19 protein-coding genes are annotated in these 20486 nt (G+C 59.0%); 9 read left to right on the forward strand and 10 right to left on the reverse strand.

From position 1 onward, the window contains the following. Positions 1–105: 105 nt before the first annotated feature. The 5 genes from AC2FIB_RS08895 to glyA all read right to left on the reverse strand — a co-directional run bounded on the left by AC2FIB_RS08895 (position 106) and on the right by glyA (position 5609). On the reverse strand, positions 106–528 hold the full coding sequence (locus tag AC2FIB_RS08895; RefSeq protein ID WP_496734214.1) for a universal stress protein: 423 nt from the start codon (positions 526–528) through the stop codon (positions 106–108). Between the two features lie 78 nt (positions 529–606). After that, positions 607–1977 carry an alanine/glycine:cation symporter family protein gene (locus AC2FIB_RS08900; protein ID WP_108860658.1) on the reverse strand — a complete coding sequence of 457 codons (1371 nt, stop codon included), beginning with the start codon at positions 1975–1977 and terminating at the stop codon, positions 607–609. A gap of 25 nt (positions 1978–2002) precedes the next feature. Further along, the gene (gene lipA / locus AC2FIB_RS08905; protein ID WP_496734215.1) at positions 2003–2947 is read right to left on the reverse strand and encodes a lipoyl synthase; all 945 of its coding nucleotides are present in this window, start codon (positions 2945–2947) and stop codon (positions 2003–2005) included. 14 nt (positions 2948–2961) lie between these two features. Next, positions 2962–4344: a dihydrolipoyl dehydrogenase gene (lpdA, locus tag AC2FIB_RS08910; protein ID WP_496841955.1), complete on the reverse strand. Its 1383-nt coding sequence runs from the start codon at positions 4342–4344 to the stop codon at positions 2962–2964. 11 nt (positions 4345–4355) lie between these two features. Beyond that, positions 4356–5609 (reverse strand): serine hydroxymethyltransferase, encoded by a 1254-nt coding sequence (glyA, locus tag AC2FIB_RS08915; protein WP_496734217.1) that lies wholly within the window; start codon positions 5607–5609, stop codon positions 4356–4358. A 147-nt stretch (positions 5610–5756) separates the two neighbouring features. Between glyA and AC2FIB_RS08920 the strand changes: the two genes are divergently transcribed. Beyond that, positions 5757–6359, forward strand: a complete 603-nt coding sequence (locus AC2FIB_RS08920) for a helix-turn-helix domain-containing protein (protein ID WP_496734219.1) — start codon at positions 5757–5759, stop codon at positions 6357–6359. A 72-nt stretch (positions 6360–6431) separates the two neighbouring features. Here AC2FIB_RS08920 and AC2FIB_RS08925 read toward each other — a convergent pair whose 3' ends face one another. From AC2FIB_RS08925 to AC2FIB_RS08935, 3 genes are all read right to left on the reverse strand, one after another. After that, positions 6432–6815: a carboxymuconolactone decarboxylase family protein gene (locus AC2FIB_RS08925; protein WP_058273646.1), complete on the reverse strand. Its 384-nt coding sequence runs from the start codon at positions 6813–6815 to the stop codon at positions 6432–6434. A 120-nt stretch (positions 6816–6935) separates the two neighbouring features. Continuing rightward, positions 6936–8024, reverse strand: coding sequence for an aromatic ring-hydroxylating oxygenase subunit alpha (locus tag AC2FIB_RS08930; RefSeq protein ID WP_496734221.1), 1089 nt, complete (start codon positions 8022–8024; stop codon positions 6936–6938). Next, positions 8021–8908: a MurR/RpiR family transcriptional regulator gene (locus tag AC2FIB_RS08935; RefSeq protein ID WP_496734222.1), complete on the reverse strand. Its 888-nt coding sequence runs from the start codon at positions 8906–8908 to the stop codon at positions 8021–8023. The genes AC2FIB_RS08930 and AC2FIB_RS08935 overlap by 4 nt, the downstream gene beginning before the upstream one ends. 68 nt (positions 8909–8976) lie before the next feature. Here AC2FIB_RS08935 and AC2FIB_RS08940 point away from each other — a divergent pair, with 68 nt between their 5' ends. From AC2FIB_RS08940 to AC2FIB_RS08970, 7 genes are all read left to right on the forward strand, one after another. Next, positions 8977–11430 (forward strand): FAD-dependent oxidoreductase, encoded by a 2454-nt coding sequence (locus tag AC2FIB_RS08940; RefSeq protein ID WP_496734224.1) that lies wholly within the window; start codon positions 8977–8979, stop codon positions 11428–11430. Continuing rightward, the gene (locus AC2FIB_RS08945; protein ID WP_496734225.1) at positions 11430–12512 is read left to right on the forward strand and encodes an alcohol dehydrogenase family protein; all 1083 of its coding nucleotides are present in this window, start codon (positions 11430–11432) and stop codon (positions 12510–12512) included. The genes AC2FIB_RS08940 and AC2FIB_RS08945 overlap by 1 nt, the downstream gene beginning before the upstream one ends. After that, complete coding sequence (locus AC2FIB_RS08950) at positions 12509–13087, forward strand: dimethylsulfonioproprionate lyase family protein (RefSeq protein WP_496734226.1); 579 nt, start codon at positions 12509–12511, stop codon at positions 13085–13087. The genes AC2FIB_RS08945 and AC2FIB_RS08950 overlap by 4 nt, the downstream gene beginning before the upstream one ends. Before the next feature lie 88 nt (positions 13088–13175). Further along, positions 13176–13460, forward strand: coding sequence for a cupin domain-containing protein (locus AC2FIB_RS08955; RefSeq protein ID WP_496734228.1), 285 nt, complete (start codon positions 13176–13178; stop codon positions 13458–13460). Next, positions 13457–14563 carry a mandelate racemase/muconate lactonizing enzyme family protein gene (locus AC2FIB_RS08960; RefSeq protein ID WP_496841958.1) on the forward strand — a complete coding sequence of 369 codons (1107 nt, stop codon included), beginning with the start codon at positions 13457–13459 and terminating at the stop codon, positions 14561–14563. Before AC2FIB_RS08955 ends, AC2FIB_RS08960 begins: the two co-directional genes overlap by 4 nt. After that, positions 14560–15663: a mandelate racemase/muconate lactonizing enzyme family protein gene (locus AC2FIB_RS08965; RefSeq protein WP_496734231.1), complete on the forward strand. Its 1104-nt coding sequence runs from the start codon at positions 14560–14562 to the stop codon at positions 15661–15663. Before AC2FIB_RS08960 ends, AC2FIB_RS08965 begins: the two co-directional genes overlap by 4 nt. 1 nt (position 15664) lies before the next feature. Next, positions 15665–16942: an aspartate aminotransferase family protein gene (locus tag AC2FIB_RS08970; RefSeq protein ID WP_496734232.1), complete on the forward strand. Its 1278-nt coding sequence runs from the start codon at positions 15665–15667 to the stop codon at positions 16940–16942. Between the two features lie 229 nt (positions 16943–17171). On the opposite strand, the gene hemC is transcribed toward AC2FIB_RS08970, so the two are convergent. After that, complete coding sequence (gene hemC / locus AC2FIB_RS08975; RefSeq protein ID WP_496734234.1) at positions 17172–18131, reverse strand: hydroxymethylbilane synthase; 960 nt, start codon at positions 18129–18131, stop codon at positions 17172–17174. A gap of 108 nt (positions 18132–18239) precedes the next feature. Between hemC and hemE the strand changes: the two genes are divergently transcribed. Further along, positions 18240–19283, forward strand: coding sequence for a uroporphyrinogen decarboxylase (gene hemE, locus AC2FIB_RS08980; RefSeq protein ID WP_496841959.1), 1044 nt, complete (start codon positions 18240–18242; stop codon positions 19281–19283). A gap of 47 nt (positions 19284–19330) precedes the next feature. Here hemE and AC2FIB_RS08985 read toward each other — a convergent pair whose 3' ends face one another. Then, positions 19331–20440 (reverse strand): CaiB/BaiF CoA transferase family protein, encoded by a 1110-nt coding sequence (locus tag AC2FIB_RS08985; protein ID WP_496734236.1) that lies wholly within the window; start codon positions 20438–20440, stop codon positions 19331–19333. Between the last annotated feature and the right edge of the window lie 46 nt (positions 20441–20486).

Consider the following 20486-nt stretch of genomic DNA (forward strand, 5'->3'; position numbering starts at 1 on the left):
ACAGGCATCTCCCAACCAGCAAAATCAACAAGCTTACCCCCCAACTCAACGTGCAAGTCATACAAGGGGGTGCGTTTTAAATCGATCATATCTCTAGCCTTTCGATCAGCGAGATTGGTCACGAACGACCATGACGGTGCAATGCGCGTTGCGCACCACACGGGCCAGGTTCGGGCCAATTTCATAATTCGGGAAATCGCCTTTGGTCGACGCCATGACGATCAGATCAAAGCCGTCCTTGTAGGCCAGCTTCAGGATTTCGCGGTAGACGCTGCCTTCTTCGATGTGAATTGCAACGTCGGAGGCATTGGCATGATCCAGAATGGCTTGAACCGCATTACGCACGTGCTCTTTGGCACCGGCGCCATAGTTGGCGGGCAGGTTCGGCAGTTGGATGATCTCGGGAATGACGGCAACCGCATGCAGTTCAGCACCGTAGAATTTTGCTTGTTCCAATGCGGTCGGCAGGGCCAATTTCCACGAGCGTTCGTCAGTGTGGTCAATAGGCAGCAGGATTTTCGTGGCCATCACGTCTCTCCTCGAGATATGGAATTCTATTTCAAAGGCGGGGGGCCGGAATGGCCCCCCGTATTCTTCAGGGCCGGATTATTCGGCAGGCGTGCCGCCCGGCTCTTCGGATTTGCCGCCCGAGGCAAAGAACTCTTTCGTCAGTTTGAAGACGATCGGGCTCAGCAGGGCTAGGGCGATCAGGTTCGGAATGGCCATCATGGCGTTCAGCGTATCCGCCAGCAGCCAGACAAAGCCCAGATCCGCGGTTGCGCCGAAGTAGATCGCGACAATCCACAGAACGCGGTACGGCATCAGGGATTTAACACCCAGAAGGAACTCGACGCATTTTTCGCCGTAGAACGACCAGCCGAGGATGGTTGTGAAGGCGAAGATCGACAGAGCGATTGCGATCAGAGCACCGCCACCCGGCAGCGACGTGGCGAATGCCAGTGAGGTCAGGGCCGCACCGGATTCACCGGAGGTCCATGCGCCTGTCGAAATGATCGCCAGACCGGTGATCGAGCACACGATGATTGTGTCGATGAACGTACCCAGCATCGCGATCAGGCCCTGGTTGACCGGACCTTTGGTCTCGGCTGCCGCGTGAGCAATCGGAGCCGAACCCAGACCGGCTTCGTTCGAGAACACACCTCGTGCCACACCAAAACGGATGGCGGCCCAAACGGCTGCACCTGCAAAGCCACCTTCGGCGGCGGACGGCGTGAAGGCGTAGGTGAAGACCAGTGACAGCGCGTTGCCGATCTCGCCGATATTGATGATCAGAACCAAAAGGCCTGCAACAATGTATGCAATTGCCATGGCCGGAACCAGTTTACCAGCAACCGCACCGATGCGGGTGATGCCGCCCAGAATAACGGCTGCGGTCAGGACCATCAGAACCACGCCGGTGACCGAAGTGTTCACGCCGAAGTTCGATTCCAGAACCTGCGCCACGCCGTTGGCCTGCACGCCGTTTCCGATGCCAAAGGCTGCAACTGCGCCGAACAGGGCAAATGCAACGCCCAGCCAGGCCCATTTCGCGCCGAGGCCGTTTTTGATGTAGTACATCGGGCCGCCGACAAAATTGCCCAGCTCGTCTTTTTCACGGTATTTAACCGCCAGAACAGCTTCGGCATATTTGGTGGCCATGCCCACCAGGGCGGTCATCCACATCCAGAACAAAGCGCCCGGACCGCCCAGGAAGACAGCAGTGGCCACACCGGCGATGTTGCCGGTACCAATGGTTGCCGACAGCGACGTCATCAGCGCGTTGAACGGGCTGATCTGACCATCACCTTGGCCTTCGCGGCCAGCAAACAGCAGCTTGAAGCCGGTGCCGATTTTCAGGATCGGCATGAATTTCAGCCCGACCTGCAGGAAGAAGCCGACGCCAAGGATGAGGACCAGCATCAGCGGCCCCCATACGACGCCATTGATGGCTCCTACGATTGAATTTAACGCTTCCATGGTTTCCCTCCCATTTGCGTTTGGTTTATGCCCCGTTGGCGATGGCCCGCTGGCGGGCCTGCTTGAGGGCGGCAAAATCTTCGTCGGCGTGGAACGAGGAACGTGTCAGCGGCGTCGCCGACACATGCAAAAAGCCCTTGGACCTTGCGATCTGTTCCAGTTGGGCGAACTCCTCCGGTGACCAGAACCGGTCAATTGGATGGTGTTTTGGGGTCGGCTGCAGGTATTGACCCACGGTCAGAAAATCGACCTGAGCCGCGCGCAGATCGTCCATGACCTGACGCACGTCATTCAGGCTCTCGCCCAGGCCAACCATCAAGCCGGATTTCGTAAAGATTTCTGGGTTTGCGCGCTTGGCATCATCCAGAAGTCGCAGTGAAGTATAGTAGCGTGCGCCGGGGCGAACGGTCGGGTACAAGTGCGGAACGGTTTCCAGATTGTGGTTGAACACGTCCGGGGCAGCATCGAACACCAGATCCGCCGCGTCGCCTTTGCCCAGAAAATCGGGGGTCAGCACCTCGACCGTGGTGCCGGGGTTCTGATGACGCACGGCGCGGATGGTTTGCGCGATATGTTCGGCTCCGCCATCGGCTAGATCATCGCGGTCCACGGATGTGATCACCACATGGCGCAAGCCCAGCTTTTTCACCGCCGCTGCGACGCGCCCGGGTTCGAACGCGTCCAGCGCATCGGGGCGGCCGGTGGCCACGTTGCAGAAAGAACAGCCACGGGTGCAGATCTCGCCCATGATCATCATGGTGGCGTGGCGCTTGGACCAGCATTCGCCAATATTGGGGCAGGCGGCCTCTTCGCAGACCGTTGCCAGATCGTGGTCGCGCATCAGGCGACGGGTCTCGTAATATTCGGGCCCGTCGATCTTTTTCTTGCGAATCCACTTCGGCTTTCGCGGGATGACACTGTCGGCCTTCTTGGCTTTTTCCGGATGGCGGGTGCGAAGCTGGATGGTCATCTGGCTGTTCCCTCTCAGGCGTGGATTGCGCGGCCCATGGCGTCCAGGCAGGCTTCCTTTACGGCCTCGCCCATTGCCGGATGCGCATGACAGGTTGAGGCGACTTCGCCGACGGTTGCGCCCTTGGTCATGGCCAGAACCAGCTCGGCGATCAGGTCACCGCCATGTGCGCCGCAGATATGCGCGCCCAGGATATTGCCATTTGGGTCGGCCAGTACTTTGACGGCACCGTCCGTCTCACCGGTCGAGCGCGCACGTGAGTTGGCCATGAAGGCAAACTTGCCAACCGAATATTCGGTGCCAGCCTCTTTCAGTGCTTCCTCGGTCAGACCGACCGAGGCGACTTCGGGGTCAGTATACACAACGCCCGGAACGGTGTTGTAATCCACATGACCGGCTTCACCTGCCAGCATCTCGACACAGGCGACGCCGTCTTCTTCGGCCTTGTGGGCAAGCATCGGGCCGGGGACACAATCGCCGATCGCATAGATGCCAGGGACCGAAGTGCGGAACGACTTGTCCACCTGGATAAAGCCGCGCGGGTCAAAGGCTATCCCCAGATCTTCCAGCCCAAGCCCGCGCGTTACGGGGCGGCGTCCGACGGCGATCAGGACCTTGTCAGCCTCGATCACCTCTTCCTTGTCTTTGCCGACCCGGTCCAATTTCAGCGTCAGTCCAACGTTGGTCTTGTCGATGGTTTTCAGTGCGCGCCCCAGCTGAAACTTCAGGCCACGCTTTGACAGGGCGCGCTGTGCGAGTTTCGCGATCTCGCCGTCAATTCCGGGCAGAATGCGATCCAGATATTCGACAACCGTGACCTTTGCACCCAAACGGGACCAGACCTGCCCAAGCTCCAGCCCGATCACGCCAGCACCGACGACAACCAGATGTTCGGGTACAGCGTCCAGCGCGATTGCTCCGGTCGAGCTCAGGATGTCCTGCTCGTCAATATCGATCCCGTTCAGCGGGGTAGGCTCGGAACCGGTGGCGATCAGGATGTTTTTGGCTTCATAAACATCTTCGCCAACTTTGACCTGCCCGTCAGAAGGGATACTGGCCCAGCCCTCGATCAGATCGACGCCGTTTTTCTTGAACAGAAACGCAATGCCCTTGGTCAGATCGCCGACGATCTTGTCCTTGCGACCCATCATCGAGCTCAGGTCGATGCTGGCCCCCTCGACAGCAATGCCATGGGAGGAGAGATGTGCAAGCTCGGCATACTTAGCCGAGGAGGTCAGCAACGCTTTGGAGGGTATGCACCCCACATTCAGACAGGTTCCGCCAAGCGAACCGCGGCCTTCAACGCAGGCGACTTTCATGCCCAGTTGTGCTGCGCGGATTGCTGCAACATATCCGCCGGGTCCGCCCCCGATGACGATTAGGTCGTAGATACTCATTGAACGGACTTTCAGTAGATCGGGTGGCTGGCGCAGAGTGCGCGGACTTTTTTGCGGGTTTCGGCTTCGATCTTCGCGTCGCCCTCGGGGGATTGGGCCAAGGCCTCGAGCACGTCGCCGATCAGGTGACCGATTTGTTTGAACTCTTCCGGTCCAAACCCGCGACTGCAGCCTGCTGCGGTGCCCAGCCGGATACCGCTGGTCACGGTAGGTTTTTGCGGATCGCCCGGCACGCTATTCTTGTTGCAGGTGAACCCGGCACGCTCCAGCGCGGCTTCTGCGTCTTTGCCGGTCACGCCCAGCGGGCGCAGATCGACCAGCATCAGGTGGTTTTCCGTGCCGCCCGAAACGATGTCACATCCACGCGCCATCATGACGTTTGCCAGGGCCGATGCGCTATCCACAACGCGTTGCATGTAGTCCTTGAATTCGGGCTTTAGCGCCTCGCCAAACGCGACAGCCTTACCGGCAATCACATGCATCAGTGGGCCGCCCTGAAGGCCGGGGAAAACGGCCGAATTCATCTTTTTCGCCAGCGCCTCGTCATTCGTCAGAATGATCCCGCCGCGCGGACCGCGCAGGGTTTTGTGCGTGGTCGAGGTAACCACATGCGCGTGGCCGATAGGCGAGGGGTGCAGCCCTGTTGCGACCAGGCCGGCGATATGTGCCATGTCCGCCAGCAGCCACGCGCCGACCTCATCTGCAATGGCACGGAAGCGGGCAAAATCGATCTTTTGCGAATAGGCGGATGCGCCAGCGATGATCAACTTGGGCTTTTCAGCCTTTGCCAACTCTGCAACCTGATCGTAGTCGATCAGACCTGCGTCTGTCAGACCGTACTGAACCGGGCGGAACCACTTGCCGGATTGTGCTGGTTTGGCACCGTGTGTTAGGTGGCCACCCGCATCCAGTGACATGCCCAGGATCGTGTCGCCGGGGCTGAGCAGGGCCAATTTGACGGCGCCGTTGGCCTGCGCGCCCGAATGCGGCTGAACGTTAGCGTATTCGCAGCCGAACAACTGTTTCAGACGGTCGATGGCCTCGGATTCAACTTCGTCTACAAATTCGCATCCGCCATAGTAGCGACGGCCAGGGTACCCTTCGGCGTATTTGTTGGTCAGGACTGACCCCTGCGCGTCGATCACCGCTTGCGAGACAATATTCTCGGACGCGATCAATTCGATCTGTTCAGCCTGACGTTTGCCTTCTCGCGCAATTGACGCGGCGACAACCGGATCAGCTTCGGTAAGCGACGTTTTGAACATGGTTTCCTCCTCAGGCACCGAATCCTCAGTACGAAATTTTGTTTCCTATAGTGGAAATCGTGCAGATAAAGCAACATATATCTCACATTTGTGAAGTTGTGTGGTTTGAGGGAAATCTGTAACCTCTGGTAAAACAGGGAGATTTTTATGGGCGACGAGACTCGCGGTGATGTTTCCTCACCGGAAGATCAGGACGAGGGTGAGGTTCTGGGGCGTTCCATCCGCGATGCACGACGTGCAAAAGGCTGGACTTTGGAGGAAGCCGGACGCGCGGCGGGAATCGGTCGGTCCACTTTATCGAAGATCGAAAACAACCAGACGCGGCCAAGTTTCGACATCGTGCGCAGGCTGACGCAGGCGCTGGATATGAGCACGCCGCAGCTGTTTCTGCAGTCCGGGCAATCGGGGATTTCGGGAAGGCGCGACTTTACCCCGAAAGGTGAAGGCGAGATAAAAAGCACACCGACCTATTTGCACGAACTGCTGTGTCCCGAGCTGACCAGCAAGCGGATGCTGCCCTATATCGCGACAATCAAAGCCCGCGACCTGTCAGAGTTCGAAACCTGGATCCGGCATACGGGCGAAGAGTTCATGTATGTCATCAGCGGAGAGCTGATTTTTGTGTCAGAGCATTACCGCCCGCTGCCGATGAAGGCTGGTGACTCGCTTTATTATGACAGCGGGATGGGGCACGGGTGCATTTCAACCAGTGAGGAAGATGCGAAGGTGCTGTGGGTGTCACTCGAATAAGCGCGGCGCACAAGGCATGAATAAAAGCGGCCCCAGCGGCCGCTTTTTTTGTAGGATAAGACGGTCACTGGGTCAGGTGTGGCCCAGTACCTTGCGGGCAACGCGGAAACACTCCAGCGCTTGTGGGACACCACAGTAGATGCCAATCACGTGGATGATGGCTCGGATTTCCTCGGGCGAGACGCCGTTGTTGATCGCGCCTTTGCAGTGAATTTCCCATTCATGCATCTTCCCAAGCGCGCCGATCATGGACAGGTTCATCATCGACCGCGTCTTGGCGTCGATCACGTCATCGCCCCAGCCAAATCCCCAGCACCAAGCGGTCATCGCCTCTTGGAACGGACGGGTAAAGTCATCTGCCGCCGCCAGGTTCTTTTCCACGTATTCCGCGCCCAGCGTGTTCTTGCGCTGTTCAAGGCCTTTCAGGAACAGGTCTTCGTCGAAAATATCAGCCATCTATGGTCTCCGGTTCTTCATCGCTTTGCGCGGTGTTCGTAAATGCGATCATATTGTGGGATCGTTTTGAACTGTACCCGTTCGATCCGATCCTGCAGGTCACTTTTGGGCGAGCGCAGATTATTCCACCGCCTCGCGCATCCATTGTTGCAACCGGGCAATTGAGTGTTCCGACATCACCCCACAACTGGGGTCCAGCACGAGCGGACCGGGGCGATACCCGCGGGATTTCAGGCCGCGATGGACGCTTTCGACCAGATGGATGTCTTCCTCGACTGTGGTCTCCCGGTCCTGCACGGCCAGTTGTCGTATCACCGCGCTTTCGGATCCACCCTCGGTGTACCAGCCGCGCCAGACGGTGCAGTGATCGGCATCAATGGCGCGCCAGTGATAAGTGTTAAGCACATTGCCGGGATAGCATTGGAACGAGAACATCGGCCACAAGAACCATGACTGATAGTCGCCCGCATGTGGCACCGACAGATCGACCGGGTAGGTCATCTTGTCGAGGCTTTGGCATTCGGTCGTATGACGCAGCACGTAACCGCCGTCTGCATCGGGCTGGATGTCATAGGTCTCGGGCTTGACCACACCTTCGGCAAAGGTCGGGTGGTTGGTCGGGCAATGATAGCACTCCGAGTAATTCTCTATACTGACTTTCCAATTGCAGTTTTCCGGGATTTCGACCCATTCCAGCGGTTCCAGATCGTCGATATGAGGGACAAAGGCGCGGATTTCCTCGCGCACGCCGGGGTACCATTCATCCATCGGGGCGGCGTTGTCGTCGAGGTTGACGAAGATGAATCCGTTGAACACCTCGGTCCGAACCGAAGTCAGGCAGATGGCGCTGCGGTCAAAACCGGGGACGGATTTGATATTGGGTCCCGCGCGCAGCTGGCCGGACAGCTCATAGGTCCAGGCGTGATAGGGGCAGACTACGACGCGGGTGTTGCCAGCGCCTGTTACCATCTCATGTGCGCGATGCTGGCACACGTTATAGAACGTGCGAATTTCGCTGTCTCGGCCCTGAATGCAGAACAGGTTTTGCCCGGCGATTTCAAAAGCAAAGTAATCGCCCGATTCCCGAACCTGCGCCACATGCCCGGCGAATTGCCATGTGCGGGCCAGAAGCCCCTGCATCTCCTGCGCGAAAATCGCGGGGTCGGTATAATACCGCGCGTCCAGTGAATGCGTCAGAGGTGCGTTCATTCGGGTTCCTCCGCGTAGAGGCCAAGCTGGTGGCGGCGTTGGTGAAATCGTTCCACCCGCTCGACGATCTCATCGCTGGAAACGGCGATCACAAAGGACAGCAGCGTTTCCAGCAAGGCGATGGTCGAAACCGAGGACGGAAAGAACTGTGGTGTGTCAGCGGCAACGACAAAACCGTGCTGTGCATTTAGGATCACTGGGCTGGCCGGGCTGTCGGAAATGCCAATGACGGTCATTCCCTGTTGCCGCGCCAGTTTGATAGCGTCGATGACTTCAGTGCGGTAGGGATGGCAGGTGATCGCGATCAGTACGTCTTGCTCATCCGCCCATGCCAGATCATCCACCGGAGTGGAACCGGGACGCGGGATGGCGTGAAACTGCTTCATGCCGGTTGAGGCCAGATAGGTGAAGTTTCGCGCGTTAGAATTGTTGACGCCAACGCCCAGTGTGAAAATCTGGCGACAATTCCAGATATCCTCGGCCGCGGCCTTCAGCTTTGCGGCGTCGATCCCGGCAAAGGTTTCTTCGATATTGCGGATCGCGGCGCCGATCATATCGGCATAGAGGCCGCCCAGTTCCCCTGACTTGCCGATGTCCTGCAACCAGCGGGCGCGGTCCGGAAATGACACTCGTCCCTGCCGGATCGCATCCCGGAACGGGGCGCGAAAATCTTCGTAGCCCTCGAACCCCACCTGCCGCGCCATGCGGACAAACGTGTTGGGTTTGACTTTCGCCGCCTCGGCGATCTCTCGCACGGTAGAAACTCCAACATCGGTTGGGTTTTCCAGCACGTAACGCGCGGCCTTCTGCGCTTCGGGCGTAAGGGCGTCCCATTCCTCGGACAGGCGATCCAGAACAGTTGATGATACATTTGTGTCATTCATGATTGACGATGGTACATTTGTGGAATTAGCCTGTCGAGCAGAAACGCGACTCGGGAAGAGGAAAAATCATGTCCGAGAAGAATCTGCCGTCGCATGCCCGCGTGGTGATCGTAGGCGGAGGTGTCATGGGAGTCGGTCTGGCCTATCATCTGGCGCATGAAGGATGGGGCGACGACACCGTCCTGCTTGAAAAGGCCGAGCTGACCAGCGGCAGCACCTGGCACGCCGCTGGGCAGATCACGCATTCGACGTCCAGTTTTGGGTTGGGTAAATGCGTCGACTACAACATCAGCTTGTATTCTGGCCAGCTGGAGGCCGAAACCGGCCAGCCGGTGACGTGGCATGGCTGCGGATCGTTCCGTCTGGCCTATACCGAGGATGAAATGGACTGGCTGCGCCACACCCTGTCGGTGGGCCGGTCGCTGGGGTTCAACATTGAGCTAGTCGGACCTGAAAAGGTGGCCGAACTGCACCCGTTCTACAATCTCGAAGGCGTGTTGGGTGCACTGCACACGCCTGATGACGGGCATGTGGACCCGACCAACGTCACCATGGCAATGGCAACTGGAGCGCGGCAAAAGGGTGTACGCATCTTCCGCAACTGCCGCGCCACCAACATTACGCAGGCCGAGAATGGCGAGTGGGTGGTAGAGACCGCACAGGGCACCATAACTTGTGAGCATGTGGTGAACGCTGGCGGCACCTATGCCCGTCAGATGGGCGAATGGTCGGGGCTGCAACTGCCCATGACCTCGATGACCCACCATTACTTCGTGACCGAGCCGGTGCCCGAGTTCCAGAATCTGGACAAGGAACTGCCCGTGATCCGCGATGACCGCAAGGTCTCGGGCTACATCCGGATGGAGCAGCAGCGCGGCCTGATCGGGATATACGAGAAAGAGAACCCGAACTCGGTCTGGCATGATCATTGCCCCTGGGAATACGAGAACTGGCTGTTCGATGCGGATTACGACCGAGTGATGCCGTGGCTTGAAGAAAGCCTGAACCGCATGCCGATCTTTGCCGAGTTGGGCATTCAACGCGACGTGCACGGTGCGATTTCACATCCGCCGGACGGGAACCCTTTGATCGGGCCTGCGCCGGGTGTGCGGAACTACTGGTGTTGCTGTGGGACGCAGATTGGCATTGGCTGGGGGCCGGGACTGACCCGCGAACTGGCGCGATGGATGGTGCATGGGGCCGCCGATATCTCGATGCGCGACTTCGACCCGCGCCGCTTCGGCAGCTATGCCACTAAGGACTGGCAGGTGGTTAAGGCCGAGGAAGACTACTGCCTGCGCCACGAAATTCCGTTTCCCCATTTCAACCGTCTGGCGGGGCGTCCGATCAAGCCGTCGCCTCTATATGATCTGTTGAATTCCAAGGGTGCGGTACATGAAGAAGTTTATGGTTTTGAGCGCCCCCGCTGGTTCGTCCGGGATGGGGCCGAGCAGCGCGATCACTACTCCTTCCGTCGGACCCCTGCGGATGACATGGTCGCAACTGAGGTCAAAGCGGTGCGCGAACGCGTGGGCATCATGGACGTGACCGCCTTCACCAAGGTCGAAGTCTCGGGCCCTGATGCCTACGCGCTGTTGGACCGTCTGACCGCCAACCGGATGCCGCAAAAGGTCGGATCGATCACGCTGACCCACATGCTGAACCGTCGGGGGCGGATCGAGTTGGAGACGACGATTGTCCGCATGGCCGAAGACCGCTTCTATCTGGTCTGTGCCGCGTTCTTCGAACAGCGTCTGCTGGACTATCTCGCGCAACAAGGCGCAAAGGAGAATGTTCAGGTCACAGCCTTGTCTTCCGACTGGTCCGCCCTGTCGCTGAACGGCCCCCGGTCGCGGGACGTGCTGGCGCGCTGCACCGATGCCGATCTGAGCAATGCCGGGTTCCGTTGGCTATCCGCGCAGGAGATCACCATCGCAGGTCACAAGGTCTGGGCCTTCCGCATGTCTTATGCCGGCGAGTTGGGGTGGGAATTGCACATGCCCAACGCCGCCTGCCTCGACGTCTACAATGCGCTTTGGGCAGCGGGTGAGCCGCACGGCATCACCGACTATGGCAGCTTCGCCATGAATGTGATGCGGATGGAGAAGGGGTTCAAGGGCGCGGGCGAGCTGACCAACGAGGTCACTTTGGCCGAGGCTGATGTGCTGCGCTTTGCGCGTACGGACAAAGAGTATCTGGGCAAAGACAAAACGCTGAACACTGACTTGCCGTGGGTGTGTGCCTATCTCGAAATTGAGCCGGATGGTGAAATTGACGGCCACGGTGGAGAAGCGGTGATGCTGGGCGGACGTGTAGTGGGTTCAACAGCCTCAGTCGTCTATGGGCACACGGTCGGCAAGATCCTGGCCTTTGCGTACATCAAGCCCGAGGCTGCTGCCCCTGGCACCGAGTTACAGGTCGTGATTCATGGCCAACCCCGCGCGGCCTATGTTCTGGGCGAACCAGCCTATGATCCGCAAAGCCTGCTGCCCCGCACCGACGCTATTTTGGAGACTGCATAATGAGCTTGCCTGACAAAATGAAGGCCATGGTCACGATGGGCCATGGCGGCTTGGAGCAAATGGTGCTGCACAAAGACTGGCCGCGCCCGGATCCCGCGGCCGGCGAGGTGTTGATCAAAGTCGCAGCCTGCGGGCTTAACAATACCGACGTCAACACGCGATCCGGCTGGTACTCAAAAACCGTGACCGATGCGACGACAGGCGACGCGTTCGAGGAAGTCAGTGACGAGGATCCGACGTGGGGCGGCGCGCCCATCACTTTTCCCCGGATCCAAGGGGCTGATATCTGCGGGGAGGTCGTCGCCGTGGGAAAAGGCGTCGACCCCGGGTTGATCGGTCAACGTGTGATCACCGATGGATGGCTGCGCGACCCGTTTGATCCGGGCAATAAGGACAAAACCGGCTATTTCGGCTCGGAACGGGACGGTGGGTTCGCCGAATACGCCACGACCCTGGCGGTTAACGCGGTGCCGATCCGGTCCGACCTGTCGGATGCCGAACTGGCAACGTTCTCGTGTTCCTATTCGACTGCCGAGGGCATGCTGACCCGCGCCAACGTCACCGACGCCGACACGGTTCTGGTGCCCGGAGCCTCGGGCGGGGTTGGCGGTGCCTTGGTGCAACTGGCCAAACGCCGGGGTGCCCGAGTCATTGCACTGGCGTCAGAGGCGAAACACGCAGACGTGGCGAAACTGGGCGCGGACATGATCCTGCCACGCGCTCCGGAAAACCTGCGTGCGGCGCTTGGCAATGAAAAGGTCACCGTTGTAGCCGACGTGGTTGGTGGCCCCTACTGGCCCAACCTGATCGACATTCTGGAACGTGGGGGGCGCTATACATGCTCGGGCGCGATTGCCGGGCCCATGGTCGAATTTGACCTGCGCACATTCTACCTGCGTGACCTGACCCTCACCGGCTCTACCGTGATTGACCCCCAGGTGATGCATAACATCGTTCAGTATATCGAGGCTGGTGAGATTAAGCCCGCCCTGGCCGCGACATTTCCCCTGGAAGAGTTGCGCGAGGCGCAAGCCGCATTCATTGCCAAGCAGCACACCGGGAACATCGTGGTGATCCCATGACGATGGACGACGTTCTCGAAGCTGCCCGACAGATGCATCAATCACATCCTGAGCTTTCAGAATTCGGCGCTTGGCCTGATGACCTGACGCCGGCCGATTTGGAGCCATACCAAATCCCAGCCGTTGAATTGATTCAGCAAACTGACTTCGCGACCGGGCACGCAACGCGATCCCTTTCAGACGCGATCAGGGCAACCGCACATCTGGCGCAGTGGAAACACACCTATACGGAGGAAGAGGTCGGCGCCGATTTCCTTAGTCGCTATGGCTATTACGAGCTATTCGGTCCGACCGGGCATTTCCATTCGACCCAAATGCGGGGCTACGTCGCCTACTGGGGGGCGGGCCTGAATTATGATTGGCACAGCCATCAGGCCGAAGAACTCTATCTGATCGTAGGCGGTGGGGCGATGTTCCGCGTCGAAGAAGACGAGACTTACGTCGGCCTCAATCAGACACGACATCACTGCAGCTGGCAAAGCCACGCCATGACAACAACCGACGAGCCAATTCTGGCTTTCGTTCTGTGGCGAGGACAAGGATTGAACGACTTGCCACAAATGGATGCGGCATGAAAACCATTCCGATACCTATCTGGCCATCCCAATGTGGGCATGCCTGTGTTGCGAAATGGCCCAGTATCCCGATTGAGGAGTTCCGTCTATGAGACCGCAAGCCGAAGCCACTCAGATGATTGATGACGCCCGCGTGCGTGTGACGCGATTTGACTTTGCACCGGGGGCCGAAACGGGATGGCATCGTCACGCAATGGATTACGTCATCACCGCCGTAACCGATTGCCATATGCGGCTGGAACTGCCCGATGGTTCGGTCAACGACGTAACGGTTGCTGCGGGAGTAACTTATCGCCGCGACGAGGGTGTCGAACACAACGTGATCAATGCCGGGGACGCGCCGATGACCTTTGTTGAAGTGGAACTGAAATGAAAATCACTCGTCTTTCAGTCTACCATGTCGACCTACCGCTTGAGCATCCGTATTGGCTGTCTGGTGGGCGGTTGAAGTTTGAAACGCTCGACGCAACGATTGTAAAGATCGAAACCGATTCAGGTCTGACCGGTTGGGGCGAGGGTACCCCGTGGGGCCACACATATGTTCCAGCCCACGGTCCGGGTATTCGCGCCGGGATTCAGACGATGGCACCGTTCATTCTGGGCCTTGATCCGCGTCGGGTGCTGGATGTCGAACGGGCGATGGATATCGCTCTGCCAGGCCACCTCTATGCCAAAAGCCCCATTGATATGGCTTGCTGGGATATTGCGGGTCAGGCCGCCGGTCTGCCAATTGCCGATCTGATGGGCGGCGGGTCTCGCACGCCGCGCCCGATTGCCTCGTCGGTCGGTGCGAAGACCGTCGAAGAAACGCGCGAAGTGATGGAGCGCTATCGCAGCCGCGGTTACGTTGCGCATTCGGTCAAAATCGGTGGGGATGTAGAACGCGACATTGCCCGCGTCCGTGACGTGGAAAGTATCCGACGCCCCGGCGAGATCGTCCTTTATGACGTCAACCGTGGCTGGACCCGGCAGCAAGCCCTGCGGGTGATGAGTGCCTGCGAGGACCTGAACGTGATGTTTGAACAGCCCTGCGAGTCGCTGGACGATATCGCCGCGATCTCGGGCCGCCATGCCTCATCCGTTTCGGTGGATGAAAGTCTTGTGACCCTGCAAGACGCCGCCCGCATTGCCCGCGAAGGGTTGGCTGAGGTGTTCGGAATAAAACTGAACCGCGTCGGCGGCCTGACCAAGGCTGCACGTATCCGGGACATCGCGTCGGCGCATGGAATCGACATGTTCGTGATGGCCACCGGTGGTTCGGTTCTGGCCGATACCGAGGCGCTGCATCTGGCGGCGACAATTCCGGATGAAAATTGCCACGCCGTCTGGGCGTGCCAGGACATGATCACCGTCGATGTCGCTGGCGGGCGAGGCCCCCGCAATATCGACGGCCACCTGCATTTGCCGGAAACGCCGGGACTTGGTGTGCACCCTGACGAAGATGCATTGGGCGATCCCGTCGGAGTTTATCATTGAGGATCATCAGGATAACGCTCTGGGCCGTCGATCTGACGAGTCATGAGACCTATCACATGGCTGAGGGTAAGACCTGCGCGACCGTGACCTCTCATATCCTGTGCCTTGAGACAGATACAGGCTTGAGGGGTTGGGGCGAGGTCTGCCCGATCCCGCATTACCTGCCAGCGTTTGCGGGCGGAGTGCCGGGCGCAGTGACAGAGATGGGCCGCGAGATTCTGGGCATGTCCCCCTTCGGGGTAGATGCGCCGATGCGAAAGCTGGACGGGTTCCTGCAGGGGCATCTCTATGCCAAGTCACTCGTCGACATCGCACTTTGGGATTTGTTCGGACAAGCGACGGGTCAACCGGTCTATGCGTTGCTGGGTGGGCGGACACGAAAGGACATGCCGCTGTACCACTCGATCACCTGCGTCGCGCCGGATGATATGGCGCGGATCGCCAAGACGGCTTACCAGACCGGCATTCGCCAGTTTCAGGTCAAGCTGGGGGTCGAAGGCGACTGGCAGGCCGACGCCGAGCGTTTGACCAAAGTGCGTGAGGCCGTGGGACCGGGTCCTCTGGTTTATGGAGACTGGAACTGCGGTGCGTCACGCCTGCAAGCTACGCGAACGGGCAGGGCGGTGGCCCACTTGGATGTGATGCTGGAACAGCCCTGCAAAACACTTGAGGACTGTGCGGCGGTTCGGCAGGCCACTGGTTTACCTATGAAGATAGACGAGAACGCCCATGATCTGGCGTCGCTGCAGCGTGCGCATGAGCTGGGTTGTTTGGATGCTGTCGCGCTCAAGCTTTCGAAGTTCGGCGGTTTGTCGGCCATGCGCCGGGCGCGTGATCTGACCGTGCATTTCGGGGCCGAAATCTGCGCCGAATGCACCTGGGGCTCGGACATAGTCACCGCTGCATCGCTGCATTTTGCGGCCTCGACCCCGCACGGGTCACTGATGAACACGTGCGACCTGTCATCGTATGTGTCACCCCGCATTTGTCCCGACGCACCAAACCGTGAAAACGGCCGGATTGCCCCGCCCGACGGACCGGGGTTAGGTGTTGTGCCAGACCCAGAGGTTCTTGGTCCGCCAATTTTGGAGATCGTTTGAGATGCTGAAAATCAACACCCAATCCGAATGGAGCGCCCGCGCGAATGAGGTACTGCCCGCTGGTGGGTTTGGTAATTTCGATCCCGGAATCATCATCGCGCGCGGCGAGGGCAGCCATGTCTGGGATGAAGACGGCAATGAATATGTGGACTACCTGATCGGTTCGGGCCCGATGTTGCTGGGCCATGGTCACCCCGAAGTCATAGAAGCCGTGCTGGAACAGCTGCCCAAGGGTATGACTTTCTTTGCCAACAACGCCCGGGGCATCGAACTGGCCGAGGCCATCGTTGACGCGGTGCCGTGTTGTGAGCAGGTCCGCTTTGTCGCTGCGGGGGGGGAGGCTGATATGTACGCCATTCGTCTGGCCCGTGCCTATACTGGCCGTAGCAAGATCCTGAAATTCGAAGGCGGCTATCACGGGATGAGCGCCGAGGCACAGATGAGTCTGGCCCCCAGCCGCCACGTCAACTTCCCCCAAGCTGTCCCGGACAGCGCGGGCATTCCCGACAGTGTGGCCGAGCAGATGCTGATCGCGCCTTTCAATGATCTGGAAGCCGTTGCCAATCTACTGGCCGAGCATGATGACGTTGCCGCGATCATGGTTGAGCCGTTGCAACGAATTGTCCCTCCGGCACCCGGATACCTTCAGGGGTTGCGCGATCTTTGCGACAAGCACAATGTTCTGCTGATTTTCGATGAAATCGTCACCGGATTCCGTTTGGCTTATGGCGGCGCGCAAGAAAAATATGGCGTGACGCCCGATATCTGCACCTTGGGCAAAATCATCGGCGGCGGCTTCCCTTTGGCCGCGCTGGGCGCAAGCGCCGAGATCATGCAGCATTTTGACAAAGCGAAAGTAGGCGAGGAAGGCTGGCTGATGCAGTTGGGCACGCTGTCGGGTAACCCCGTCGCTTCGGCTGCCGGGTTGAAGACGATGGAGGTTTTGCGGCGCGACGGCATGTATGACCATCTGCGTGAAATCGGTGCCGAGCTTCAACAGATGCAGGTGGATGCGCTGACCGGGGCTGGCATCCCGCATCAGATCTGCGGGGACGAAACCCTGTTCGACATCTATTTCACGGATGCGGACTGTCGCGACTACCGCAGCGCCAAACATGATGACCCCCGCCGCAACGCCATCTACAACGATTCGCTGCGCGCACATGGGATATTTAAAGCCCCCGGCAAACTCTATCCGTCTCTGGCTGTGACCCAAGCAGATCTGGATCAGACACGGATGGCCGTTGAGAAAGCGGTTCAGGCGATCAGCGCAGCCTGAGGGTCAAAAAGGCCATAAAATTGAGCGGGCCGCTGTCATTTCTGACAGCGGCCCTAACTGGTTGGATTTCAGGGTCTGGTCTCGCCCCCTCGAATACCACTTAAAAGAGAACGGACTAAAAAAACTTTCGACTATTTCGAGACCGACCCGACTTCACAACCGGTATGAATACTTTATGCACCATCGACGGCACTGTCTCAGTGAAGTAGTTCACTTTTCTTAAACTTTTTTATTTTTTCCAATCAAAAAAGCCTGGGCCTGCCTGTTTCAGCAGGGATTCTGCCATGGCGCGACCTATTTCCGGGCCATCTGCGACCGACCCAGTGGTGTCCTCGGATATGGATTCGGACCCGTCGGGGCGCAAAACCTCACCGCGCATGCGTAGTTGATCACCTTCTATTTCTGCCAAACCCGCGATCGGCGTTTCGCAAGAGCCGTCCAAAGCGGCCAGCAATGCGCGTTCTGCTGCCAATCGCTGCCCGGTCTCAGCGTGGTGGATGGCCTCGAGCATTTCGGCCGCACGGGAATCATCGCCACGGCGCTCGATGCCGATCGTGCCTTGGGCGATGGCGGGCAGCATATCTTCGACGGCGATGGCGGTTGCGGGAACCTCCTCCATATTCAGACGCCGGATGCCGGCCATGGCCAGAAACGTGCAATCGGCCACACCATCTGCCAGCTTCTTGAGGCGCGTTTGAACATTGCCCCGGAACTCGACCACATTCAGGTCCGGGCGACGGTTCAGCAATTGTGCCCGCCGCCGCAGCGATGAGGTGCCCACAATTGCGCCCTGCGCGAGGTCATGGATCGAGCTCAGGCTAGGTGAGATAAAGACGTCCCGCACATCTTCGCGCGGCAGAAACGTGTCCAGCACCAGACCCTGGGGCTGTTCTACTGGCATGTCCTTGGTGGAATGCACCGCGATGTCGATATCGCCACGCAGCATCGCCTCTTCGATTTCCTTGGTGAACAGGCCTTTGTTGCCAATCTCTTTCAACGGACGATCCGCATCAATCATGGCGCGGTTGTCGCCGGTGGTCTTGATCACCACAATCTCGAACGCGTCTTCGGGCAGATCAAAGGCTTTGCCCAGCCGTTGCCGGGTTTCATAAGCTTGCGCCAGCGCCAGCGGTGAGCCACGAGTGCCGATTTTGAGCGGTGATGCGGGGGTTGGCAGGGTCAGTGTCATATGCACAGCTTTAGTCGCGTCACATTGCCCTGACAATGGGGGCAGACCTTGACAAATTGACGCCGAAGGCAGACCCGTTTGCCGCAAACCTGACGATTGGGGACAAAGATGGCCGAGACAAAGAAACTGCTGCGGGCGCTGGCGGGCGAGGTTCAGGATGTGCCACCGATTTGGATGATGCGGCAGGCGGGGCGTTATTTGCCGGAGTACCGCGCAACCCGGGCGCAGGCCGGGGACTTTTTGTCTTTGTGTTATAACCCCGATTTGGCGGCCGAGGTGACGTTACAGCCAATCCGCCGCTATGGCTTTGACGCGGCTATTCTGTTTGCTGACATTCTGTTGGTGCCGCAAGCTCTGGGTGCGGATCTGTGGTTTGTCACAGGTGAGGGGCCGCGGTTGTCGACGATCACTCAGCAATCCGATTTCGATGCGCTGAAACCGGTATCGGATATCCATGAAACCCTGTCGCCGGTGTACGAAACTGTCCGAATCCTTTCGCGAGAATTGCCATCCGAGACCACCCTTATCGGGTTCGCAGGCGCGCCATGGACGGTTGCGACCTACATGATCGCCGGTCGCGGCACGCCGGATCAGGGACCGGCTCATGCGCTGCGCGAGGAAAACACCGCCCTGTTCGAAGCGCTACTGGAGCGGATCACGCTGGCCACCATCGAATATCTCTCGGCCCAAATCGAGGCCGGGGCCGAGGTGGTGAAGATTTTCGACAGCTGGGCCGGGTCGCTGAAAGGCGATGCCTTTCAAAAATATGCGGTCGAGCCTTGCCGTGTGATCACGCAGGCCATCAAGCAGCGCCATCCGGGCATCCCGGTGATCGGTTTCCCGCGCGAGGCAGGTGATGGTTACATAGGTTTTGCCAAAACCACCGGTGTGGATTGCGTTGCGCTGGACAATTCGGTGTCGCCGGATTGGGCGGTCGAGCATGTGCAGGTGGATGGCTGCGTTCAGGGCAATCTGGCCTCGTCACACATGGTGACCGGCGGACAGGCGCTGGTGGATGAGACGCGTCAGATTGTCGAGGCGTTCTCGAAAGGACCGCATATCTTTAATCTGGGCCACGGGATCACGCCAGATGCCGATCCTGAAAACGTTCAACTGATGATCGACACGGTGCGGTCGTGGCGGGACGCGTAGAGGGGCCAGCCCCTCTTGGATTTCGGCCAACTCACCCAGGGAAAACTTTAGCGAGGTGAAGGGTCAGGAGACGCGTTGGTGGACAGCTGATCCAGAATTTCCTGCCTGTGTTCGCCTCGGTGTGGGCTGGTTTTGGGCTGCCATGTCTCGGTCGAAAAGCGGGGCGCGGCCGCAGCCTGCAGCGCTCCGTCATGGTCGATCCAGGTATGGCGCGCGGCGTTCATGGGATGGGCTTGCGCCTCGACCGGGTCGAGTACGGGCGCGACGCAGGCGTCGGAACCTTGGAATATATCGGCCCAGTGGGCGCGGGGTTTGCTGGCGAATATGTCGGTGAGCCGTTGCGTGAGTTTGGGCCAAAGTGCCGGAACATATTGGTTTTTGAATTCGGTATCGTTGGTGAGGCCCAGTTTTTGCAGGAATTCGGCGTAGAACTTGGGCTCAAGACACTGGACGGACATGAAGCCCCCGTCCAGGCACACGTAAGTGCGGCTCCAATGTGGGCCATCCAGCAGGCTTTGACCGCGCGCTTCTGACAGGTTTCCGGTTTGGCGCATACTCATCAACAAGTTCATCATGTGGGCCGATCCGTCATAAATGGCGGCATCAACCACGGTACCCTGTCCGGTCCGCTGCGCGTTGAGAAGCCCGGCAAGAATACCGGCAACTAGATACATGGCACCGCCGCCTATATCCCCGACCAGGGTCGCCGGGGTCTGCGGGGGCTGGCCCGCTGCTGATGCATACCACAATGCCCCGGACAATGAGATGTAGTTCAGATCGTGCCCTGCAGTTTCAGACAACGGGCTGTTCTGACCCCATCCGGTCATGCGACCATAGACCAGTTTGGGGTTCGACGCGTTGAACGTGTCGGGACCCAGTCCCAGTTTTTCCATCACGCCGGGGCGGAACCCTTCGATTAGCGCATCGGCCGAGGCGATCAGACGCCTTGCGATGTCCAGATCGGCGGCATCCTTCAGATTCAAGTCAATCGAGCGTTTTCCGCGATCCAGGACGGATTGCTCGGGCATACCCGGTACGGCAGGCTGGTCTTTGCGGTGGATCGTAATGACGTCCGCCCCCAGATCGGCCAGCAGCATGGCGGCGAACGGACCTGGCCCCAAACCTTCAATTTCAATGATCCGTATTCCGCTGAGCATGAGCCCTCTCCTTTCTGCGCAGGTTTTCGGGGATGCCCGGGGATTG

Source organism: Ruegeria sp. YTSA072, assembly GCF_059610285.1.